The organism is Streptomyces sp. NPDC054956, assembly GCF_053609185.1.
The window spans coordinates 1-7,616 of sequence record NZ_JBSGXB010000337.1; the positions used below are offsets into that span (position 1 = coordinate 1).

The 7,616-nt window shown below is 72.2% G+C and carries 7 protein-coding genes; 3 read left to right on the forward strand and 4 right to left on the reverse strand.

Annotation, left to right across the window (positions count from 1 at the left end):
• Together ACWGDE_RS33245 and ACWGDE_RS33250 are read right to left on the reverse strand one after the other, a co-directional pair.
• Nucleotides 1-899 (reverse strand): serine/threonine-protein kinase (locus tag ACWGDE_RS33245; RefSeq protein ID WP_453392772.1); only part of this gene is annotated, 899 nt, incomplete at its 3' end.
• Between the two features lie 241 nt (nucleotides 900-1,140).
• Nucleotides 1,141-1,938: a VOC family protein gene (locus tag ACWGDE_RS33250; protein ID WP_453392773.1), complete on the reverse strand. Its 798-nt coding sequence runs from the start codon at nucleotides 1,936-1,938 to the stop codon at nucleotides 1,141-1,143.
• A 283-nt stretch (nucleotides 1,939-2,221) separates the two neighbouring features.
• On the opposite strand from ACWGDE_RS33250, the gene ACWGDE_RS33255 reads away from it, so the two are divergent.
• Entirely contained in the window at nucleotides 2,222-2,869 is a 648-nt protein-coding gene (locus ACWGDE_RS33255; RefSeq protein ID WP_453392774.1) for a TetR family transcriptional regulator, read from the forward strand.
• A gap of 88 nt (nucleotides 2,870-2,957) precedes the next feature.
• On the opposite strand, the gene ACWGDE_RS33260 is transcribed toward ACWGDE_RS33255, so the two are convergent.
• Together ACWGDE_RS33260 and ACWGDE_RS33265 are read right to left on the reverse strand one after the other, a co-directional pair.
• Nucleotides 2,958-3,443, reverse strand: coding sequence for a nitroreductase family deazaflavin-dependent oxidoreductase (locus ACWGDE_RS33260; RefSeq protein ID WP_453392775.1), 486 nt, complete (start codon nucleotides 3,441-3,443; stop codon nucleotides 2,958-2,960).
• On the reverse strand, nucleotides 3,443-4,660 hold the full coding sequence (locus tag ACWGDE_RS33265; protein WP_453392776.1) for an acyl-CoA dehydrogenase family protein: 1,218 nt from the start codon (nucleotides 4,658-4,660) through the stop codon (nucleotides 3,443-3,445). Before ACWGDE_RS33265 ends, ACWGDE_RS33260 begins: the two co-directional genes overlap by 1 nt.
• Before the next feature lie 293 nt (nucleotides 4,661-4,953).
• Here ACWGDE_RS33265 and ACWGDE_RS33270 point away from each other — a divergent pair, with 293 nt between their 5' ends.
• The gene (locus tag ACWGDE_RS33270) at nucleotides 4,954-5,463 is read left to right on the forward strand and encodes a carboxymuconolactone decarboxylase family protein (RefSeq protein WP_453392777.1); all 510 of its coding nucleotides are present in this window, start codon (nucleotides 4,954-4,956) and stop codon (nucleotides 5,461-5,463) included.
• 213 nt (nucleotides 5,464-5,676) lie between these two features.
• Nucleotides 5,677-6,885 (forward strand): acetyl-CoA acetyltransferase, encoded by a 1,209-nt coding sequence (locus ACWGDE_RS33275; RefSeq protein WP_453392778.1) that lies wholly within the window; start codon nucleotides 5,677-5,679, stop codon nucleotides 6,883-6,885.
• Nucleotides 6,886-7,616 lie beyond the last annotated feature (731 nt).

The window sequence follows — 7,616 nt, forward strand, 5'->3', positions numbered from 1 at the left end:
TTGCGGTGGCCCGCCCGGCGGGCTTCGATCATGGCGACGGCCCGGGCGGGCAGCCACGCCGAGGCGGTGCCGCTCTCGTCGCCGCCCTCGAAGAGGTGCGGGGCGAGCTGCGCCTGAAGATCGGCCGGGGTGGGCCGCAGCGTGGCGTCCATCTGCATGCAGGACTCGATGAGCGGGCGGAGCTCTTCCGGGAGCCCCTCCAGGTTCGGGCCCTCGCGCAGCAGCATGAAGACCGTCTCCACCGGGTTCGCCCCGTGGTACGGCGGGTGCCCGGTGGCGGCGAAGACGAGCGTGGAGCCGAGCGAGAAGACGTCGCTGGCGCCCTTGACGCTGCGCGAGTCCTTGGCCTGCTCGGGCGACATGTAGGCGGGGGTGCCGACGGCGACGTTCGTCATGGTCAGGCGGGTGTTGGAGACACCGCTGGCGATGCCGAAGTCGATCACGCGCGGGCCGTCCTCGACGACGAGCACGTTGGACGGCTTCAGGTCGCGGTGGACCAGGCCCGCCCCGTGGATGGACTGCAGGGCCTCGGCGATGCCGGCCGCGAGCCACCGTACGGCCTGGGCGGGCATGGGCCCGCACTCGTTGACGATCTCCTCGAGGGAGGGCGCCGGCACGTACGCGGTGGCCAGCCAGGGCACGGCCGCGCGCGGGTCGGCGTCGACGACGGCCGCGGTGTAGAACCCCGAGACGGCGCGGGCGGCCTCCACCTCGCGGGTGAAGCGCACGCGGAACAGCTGGTCCTCGGCGAGCTCGGTGCGCACCGTCTTGATCGCGACCCGCCGGCCGGACGCCGACCGCGCGAGATAGACCAGCCCCATGCCGCCGGCGCCGAGCCGTCCCAGCACCTCGAAGGGGCCGATCCGTCTCGGGTCGTGCTGCGTCAGCTGCTCCACCACTCGCCTCCACACCCATCCCCGTACGGGCTGCCTCGCGGGCCCCCGCTCCTCCAACAAGCACGCCACCTGCACGCGCGCCGGCACGCGGCGGTCGGCCCGTGCGGCGGCCGACCGCGGGGCGCCGCCCACGGTCGCGCACACCCGATTCTGTCAGGCCCGGGCCTGGTCCGGCCCCGGGTACGCGGGCGCGTTCCCGTGAGCCCGGCTACTCGACCGGCTACTCGCCCGGTTATGTGCCCGGTTACGCGCCCTGTTTCGTGCGGGGTTCCGACAGCAGCCCGAAGACCGCCCCCTGGTTGTCGGCGACGACCGCGATCCGCCCGTACGGGGTGTCGAAGGGGTCCGCGGTCACCCGTCCGCCCAGGCGCTGCACCATGGCGACGGACTGGTCGCAGTCCGGGACGGCGAAGTAGGCGAGGAAGTGCGCGGGCATGATGTCGGGGAAGGCGTCGGTGATCAGGCTGCGGCCCATGACGGCGGTGTCCGGGCCGGGTGCGGTACCGGGCGGGGACCAGACGCGGTATTCGGCGCCCCCGGAGTCGTCCTGATCCTGCGGGACGTAGCCGAAGACCTTGGCGTAGAAGACGTCCACGGCGTCGCGGGCGCGGGTGTAGACCTCGGTCCAGCAGTACGTGTACGGCTCGTTCTGGGCGTCGAAGCCGTGGTGGGTGCCCGGCTGCCACAGCCCGAAGACGGCCCCGCCGGGGTCGGCGGCCATCGCGGCGGTCCCGTACGGGCCCACCGGCATCGGGTCCATCACCAGTTGCCCGCCGGCGGCGCGGATGCGCTGGGCGCAGGCGTACGCGTCGGTCGTGTAGAGGTAGACCCCCCAGACGGTCGGCATCCGGCCGTCCGGTTTGGGGGCGAGGGCGGCCACGTTGCGGCCGCGGCTGTAGGCCTGCGTGTAGTGCCCGTACTCGGGTCCCGCGCTGTCGGCGAAGGTCCACCCGAAGAGCTCACCGTAGAAGCGCTTGCCCGCCTCGACGTCCGGCAGGGAGGCGTCGACCCAGCAGGGTGCGCCTTCCGCGAATGCGGCCATGAGCCCGGTTCCTTCCGTTGTGCGGGGGTGTGTGTACCCTCCGCCGTACTCGCCCAGCCATGTACCTCCGGATCATGATGTGCCCGAAAACTTGTCCACAGCCTGTTGATAAGACTATTCGGGGGACAGGGCCCCGGGCCGGACGGCGCGCCCGGGGGGCCCGCCCGGCCGAAAGGGACCGCCCGCCCCGGCCGGGAGGGGTGTACGCCCAGGCCAGGTACCCCGTAACCCCATTTGCAGGCGGCCGAATCGCGCGCCGATCACCCCTCGGTAAGCTGACGGCATGACAGGACAAGTACGCACCGTCGACGGCCGCGTTGCCGGCCGGCGCGGTCAGGCGACGAGGCAGAAGCTGCTCGACTGCCTCAGCGAGATGCTCAGCTCCTCGCCGTACCGCGACGTCAAAGTGATCGACGTCGCCCGCAAGGCCGGTACCTCCCCCGCGACCTTCTACCAGTACTTCCCGGACGTCGAGGGTGCCGTCCTGGAGATCGCCGAGCGCATGGCCAACGAGGGTGCGCAGCTGACCTCGTTGGTCGAGGGGCGCGCGTGGGTCGGGAAGGCAGGGTGGGCCGCGGCCGAGGAACTGGTCGAGGGTTTCCTGGAGTTCTGGCGGCGCAACGACGCGATCCTGCGGGTCGTGGACCTCGGCGCGGCCGAGGGCGACAAGCGGTTCTACAAGATCCGCATGAAGATCCTCAACTCCGTCACCAACTCCCTCACGGAGTCGATGAAGGAGCTCCAGGCCAAGGGCAAGGTCGACAAGGACGTCAGCCCGGCCGCGATGGCCGGTTCGCTCGTCGCGATGCTGGCCGCGGTCGCCTCGCACCAGAAGGGCTTCCAGACCTGGGGCGTCAAGCAGGCCGAGCTGAAGCCGAACCTGGCGCTCCTCGTCCACCTGGGCATCACGGGCAAGAAGCCGACGAAGTAACGGCGGACCCTGACCACAGGGCCCGCCGTCTTCACCTCTTCGGGTCTTCACCGCTCCACTTCACGGCTCCACCGGACTTCCGCCGCGATCAGCGACGCTCCAGGCGGAACAACCGGATCTCGCGCTCGATGCGCGCCTGGTACGTCGCGTACGGCGGCCAGAACTTCAGCACCGCCTGCCACGCCGCCGCGCGTTCCTCGCCCGCCAGCAGGCGGGCGCGTACGGCGATGTCCTGACCCTTCCAACTCACGTCCGCGTCGGGGTTCTTGAGCAGGTTGGCGGTCCACGCCGGGTGTCCCGGGCGGCCGAAGTTCGAGCCGATCAGCAGCCAGCTCACGCCGTCGGTCTCCGGCATGCACGCGAGCGGGGTGGTGCGCGGCTCGCCGGTCTTGGCGCCCTTGGCGGTGAGGATCACGCCGGGGAGCATCTGGGCGCTGAGGATGACCTTGCCCCGGGTCAGCTTGTGCACCGCCTTGTCCATGGCGGGGATGAAGTGCGGGGCGATCTTGGCGAACAGCATGGTCGAGGAGACCTTCTGCATCAGTTTCACGCCGACGCCGGGAGCCACAGCCATCAGACGGCCACCTTCTTCTCTTCGTTGCGGTCTTCGTTGCGGTCTTCGCTGCGGGGGGCGGGGGCGAACAGGCCGGCGGCGTCCGCGGCGTGGGCGCGCAGCCGGTGGACGGGGCCGAAGAGCAGTTCGTCGGCGGCCGCGCGCTTGAAGTAGAGGTGGGCGTCGTGCTCCCATGTGAAGCCGATGCCGCCGTGCAGCTGGATCGCCTCGCCGGAGGTGATCCGCAGGGCTTCCAGGGCCTGGGCGAGGGCGAGGCCGCCCTGCCACGGGTCCCAGGCCGCGTAGTAGGCGGCGGACCGGGCCGCCTGGACCTGTACGTAGAGGTCGGCGAGCCGGTGCTTGACCGCCTGGAACGAGCCGATGGCCCGGCCGAACTGCTCGCGCTGCTGTACGTACTCCACGGTGCGGGCGAGCGCCTGCCCGGCCGCGCCGACCGCCTCGGCGGCCAGGACGGCGGCGGCGCCGCGGCCGGTGGCGGCGAGGGCGCCGAGCACGTCCCCGTCCTCGTCGCCGAGCAGTTCTGCTTCGACGTCCCGCAGTTGGATACGGCCCTGCGGGCGGGTCTCGTCGAGGGTGGCCTGGCGTGAGCGCACGAGGCCGGGCGCGTCCTCCCGTACGAGGAAGAGCAGCGTGCGGCTGCGGGCGAAGCCTCCCGTGTGCGCGGCGACGAGCAGCAGCGCGGCGCTGTGCCCGTCGAGCACCTGGGTGACCTCCCCGTACAGCCGCCAGCCGCCGTCCACGGCGCGGGCCTGCACCCCTCCGGCGCGGCCGCCGCCGGCCCACTCGCCCCGGGCGTTGTCGCCGGTGAGCCCGAGGGCGGTGGCCAGGGCCCGGCCGGGGACAGCGAGGGCGGCGGTGAGCCCGCCCGCGGCGAGCGGCGGGAGCAGGGCGGAGCGCTGGACCCCGGTGCCCAGGGCGGTGACCAGCGGTGCGGCGAGCACGGCGGTGGCGAGCAGCGGCGAGGGCAGCAGCACCCGCCCGGTCTCCTCGCAGGCCAGGGCCAGGTCGGCGGGGGTACAGCCGACACCGCCGTACTCCTCGGCCACGGCGATGCCGGGCAGTCCGAGCTGCTGGGCGAGCTGCTGCCACAGCTCGCGGTCGTGTCCGGCGGCGGTGCGGACGGCGGCTTTGACCTCGTCCGGGCCGCAGCGTTTGCCCAGGATCTCGCGCAGGGTACGGCGCATCTCGTCCTGCTCCGCGGTGAAGGCGGCATCCATCGTCGGGCTCCTCCCCGTATCTGACGGGCCGTCATATTAGGGCGGGCGGCGCCATATGCACAGGGGCGCGGCGGCGGTAACGAGATCCGCCGCGGGCACCGGGTGCACGGCCGGGCACCAGGGGCACGGCCGGGAGGCGGAGGACCGGCGGAGCGAGGGGCGCCGCGACGGGCGCCGCACGAAAAAGATCCCCGGGGCTGTCACACTCGCCGGCCGGCGCGGGTCAGAGGAGTGAAGGCAACACGAAGGGCCCAAGACCCCAAGAGCCCGAAACCCCGAGGAAGGCACACGCCATGGACGCACTTTCGACCAGTACGCCGGAGACGACGACGGGTTCCCGGCTGTCCAACCCGGTCAGGCTCGTCCCCGAACTGGGAGCCGTGGCCGGCGCACTCTTCAAGGCCACCGGCAACGGCTCGGTACCGCAGACCACGATCAACCTGGTCCAGCTGCGCGCCGGCCAGATCGTCACCAACACCTACCTGACCTCCCTGCACACGGAAAGCCTCCGCAAGGACGGGGAGTCCGAGGAGCGGATCACGGCGGTGGCGTCGTGGCAGGACGCCCCCTGCTTCACCGAGGCCGAGCGCGTCGCCCTCGCCCTGGTGGAGGCCGTGCTCCAGCCGCCGGCACGCGGCGAGCAGCGCGTCTCGGACGAGCTGTACGCGCGGGCGCTCGAGCAGTACGACGAGAAGGCGCTCGCGACGCTGACGATCGCGATAGGCCAGGTCAACTTCTTCATCCCGCTCGCCCTGATCGGCCGGCCGCTGCCGGGGAAGAACGCGTCGGAGTCGTGGAGGTGAGGTGAGGGCGCCGGCGACGGCGACGGCGACGACAACGGCGACGACAACGGCCGGATGAAGGCGGCCGGATGAAGTCCGAATGCCGGGCCCCGCAGGGGGGTGCGCTCACGCGCCCCCCTGCGGGGCCCGGCCCGTTCGCACCGACGAGACGAACGCGGCGCACACTAGCGCCTGACGCACCGTCAGATATACCGTCGCCCCATGCCTGGACCCATGCCCGGACCCTTGAGCGGGCCCGCGACCGCGCCCACCCCGTCCACGCCCCGCCGCAGGGTCGCCGTCGTCGGCGTCGCCCTCTCGGACTGCGGCCGGGTCGACGGTCCCACCCCGTACGCCCTCCACGCGCAGGCCGCCCGGCGCGCCCTGGCCGACTCCGGCCTGGACCGTTCGGTCGTCGACGGCTTCGCCTCGGCCGGCCTCGGCATCCTCGCGCCGGTCGAAGTGGCCGAGTACCTGGGACTGCGCCCCACCTGGGTCGACTCCACCTCGGTCGGCGGCTCCACCTGGGAGGTCATGGCGGCCCACGCCGCCGATGCCATCGCCGCCGGCCACGCCAACGCGGTCCTCCTCGTCTACGGATCCACCGCGCGCGCCGACATCAAGGCCCGCCGCCGGACCTCGAACCTCTCCTTCGGGGCGCGGGGACCGCTGCAGTTCGAGGTGCCGTACGGGCACACGCTGGTCTCCAAGTACGCGATGGCCGCGCGGCGCCACATGCACGAGTACGGCACGACGCTGGAACAGCTCGCCGAGGTCGCCGTCCAGGCACGGGCGAACGCCGCCACCAACCCGGACGCGATGTTCCGCGACCCGATCACGGTGGACGACGTCCTGAACTCGGGCATGATCGCCGACCCCTTCACGAAGCTGAACTGCTGCATCCGCTCGGACGGCGGCTGCGCCGTCCTGCTGGCCGCGGAGGACTACGTACCGGACACCGCGAAGGAGCCGGTCTGGATCCTGGGCTCGGGCACGGCGATCTCGCACACCACGATGTCGGAGTGGGAGGACTTCACGGTCTCCCCGGCCGCCGTCTCGGGCAAGCTCGCCTTCGAGCGCGCGGGCCTGACCCCGGCCGACGTCGACCTGGCGGAGATCTACGACGCCTTCACGTACATGACCCTGGTGACGCTCGAGGACCTCGGTTTCTGCGCGAAGGGCGAGGGCGGCGCCTTCGTGGAGAAGGGCCGCCTCCTGCGGGACGGCGAACTCCCGGTCAACACCGACGGCGGCGGCCTCTCGGCCTGCCACCCGGGCATGCGCGGCCTGTTCCTCCTGGTCGAGGCGGTACGCCAACTCCGCGGCGAGGCGGGCGAAGGCCAGGTCCACAAACGCAACGGCACCCTCCCCCGAGTAGCCGTAGCCTCAGGCACAGGCGGCTGGTTCTGCTCGTCGGGCACGGTGATCCTGGGCCGGGAGTAGGGGGCGGCTGCGGGTCGGGGGCTGCGGAAGCCCGGCGGGGGCAGGGGAAGCCCAATCCTTCCCAGCCGGGAGCGAGTATTCGGCCGGGGGTTACGGGAGAGCGATGCCCTCGCGGTCCGGGGCGTGACAGGGATTGGGGACTTCCCGTCAGTCCCATCGTCTCTCCGGTTCGGACCGGTCCCTCAAGGGCGCTCCCTTCGGTCGCGTCGCTACGCGATGGCCTTCGGCCACCCTTGACCGACCGGCCCGCCCCGGAAAGACAAGGACTGCCGGGAAGCCCCCAAAGGAACGGGCCGGAGGGAGGAGAACCACCAGCCCGGGCCGCCCAGCGAAGCGGAGAGCGGCCGGGGCAACCAAAGATGCCCCAACCTGCCCCGAGCAGCGCCTGAATGATCCTGGCGGTGCGCCAGGCGCCCCAGATCGCTACGCGCTCCTCATCGATGGCGTCCAACCACCGCCTGTGGCTGGGCATAAGCCGCGCCAGATCGCTAGGTGCCCCCCGACAACGGCGGCCGTCGATCGTCCGTGGCTGGACATAAGCCGCCTCAGATCGATAGGTGCTCCCCGCGGACCGCGACCGACGGTTAGTTGTGGTTGGACATGGGCCGCCCACGACCGGCAGCCGCTCCTCCCCATGGCCCTTCCCGGCGGTCCCGTCGCCACCCGGCAGCCCCATCGCCCCGCAGTGGCCGCCCTCGCCCCGTCAGCCCGCACATCGTGGGCCCCAAGTC